The sequence below is a fragment of the Duganella caerulea genome (assembly GCF_040362985.1).
Classification (GTDB): Bacteria; Pseudomonadota; Gammaproteobacteria; order Burkholderiales; family Burkholderiaceae_D; genus Rugamonas; species Rugamonas vulcania.
Genome location: NZ_BPWJ01000031.1, coordinates 1 through 1,412 on the forward strand (window position 1 = coordinate 1; position 1,412 = coordinate 1,412).

Consider the following 1,412-nt stretch of genomic DNA (forward strand, 5'->3'; position numbering starts at 1 on the left):
TACGCCGCACCCAGCGAGGCCAGGTTGCGGCCCAGGAAGGCCGATTGGTTGCGGTTGGCCTCGGACGCCTTGCGGTCGTCGTAGCGCGCGCCGAACTGGACCGTCTGCAGCGGCCCCCAGTCGGCATCGTAGACGCCGCCCAGGCTGGCCGTCGCGGCGCTGCCCTTGTTGCGGTTGGCGGTATCGTAGAACTGCGCGACATTCCACTTGGTCGGGTCGGTCAGGTCGGCGTTGTTATTGAAGCGGAACGCCGTGTTGTTGCCGCCGCCATTGAAGTCGACCGAGATCGACGGCGCGACGCGATCGATCCGGGTGGCGGTGAATTCCGAGTGATAGGTGCTGGTCTGGTACGACAGGTCGCCTTCCAGTTTCAGCTTGTCGCTGATGTCCCACTTGCCGTTCAGGGCATAGACGTAGGAATCGGTGGCCGACGTGGTGTAGTCGCCGCTGTTGAAGCCATAGACGTTGTTGACGGTACGGCTCTTGATGATGTTCGTTCCCGGGAAGGTCGTGATCGTGCTCGCGGGATTGCTGCCGAGGTCACCCCACCAGTCGACAAAGCTGAACAGCAGCTGGTTGAAGGTCTTGTCGCGATAACCGTTGTACATCGATTCGAAGGTGTAGACCGAATCGCTGTTCGGTTTCCACTGCAAGGCGATGTTGGCGGCGGGACGCTCGCGGTCGCCCTTGAGGTCGCTCTGGAACACGGCGTCGCGCGCCAGGTAGTAAGGATAGGCCTTGCCGTTGAAGTCCAGCGTTGAACCCGCTTTGGTCGGCAAGCCGGTGTGGGTACCGGGCGTCCAGATGTTGTTGTCGAAGATGCGCTGCAGGGGCGTGTAACCTGGTGGAACCTCGGCGGCGTTGGGGCTGGTGAACGGCACCATGGCGCCCGGCGTCACGCTTTCGTTGCGGTATTTGGTCTTGACGTCCGACAGGTTGACCAGCGCGCCGACTTCGCCGATGCCGGTCTGCCAGCGGTTGCTGAACATGGCGCTGAGCTGCGGGTTGGCCTTGTCCGCGGGCTGGAGATAGGTTTCGCGCACCGCGAGCGAAACTTTCGAGCCCTTGAAATCGAAGGGGCGCAGCGACTTCACGTCGACCTGGCCGGCGATGCCGGTTTCCAGCTGGCTGGCGTCGCGCGTCTTGTAGACGTCGATCTGGCGCACCAGCGTCGAGGGGATGTCCTGCAGCGACACCTGCGCGTTGGACGCGGTGAAGATGGTGCGGCCGTTCCAGGTGGTCTGGATGTCGGGCAGGCCGCGGATGGACAAGGTGCCGACTTCGCCGCCGGAGCGGTCGGTGACCTGGATGCCCGTCACGCGCTGCAGCGCTTCGACGACATTATTATCGGGGAGCTTGCCGATGTCTTCGGCGACGATCGATTCCACCACCTGGTCGCTGGTGCGCTTGAT

Annotated in this window: 1 protein-coding gene; it reads right to left on the reverse strand. The window is 63.2% G+C overall.

The window, feature by feature from the left end; translation table 11 throughout:
* A partial coding sequence (locus ACUJB0_RS31695; protein ID WP_444848729.1) for a TonB-dependent receptor plug domain-containing protein occupies nt 1-1,412 on the reverse strand: 1,412 nt, incomplete at both ends.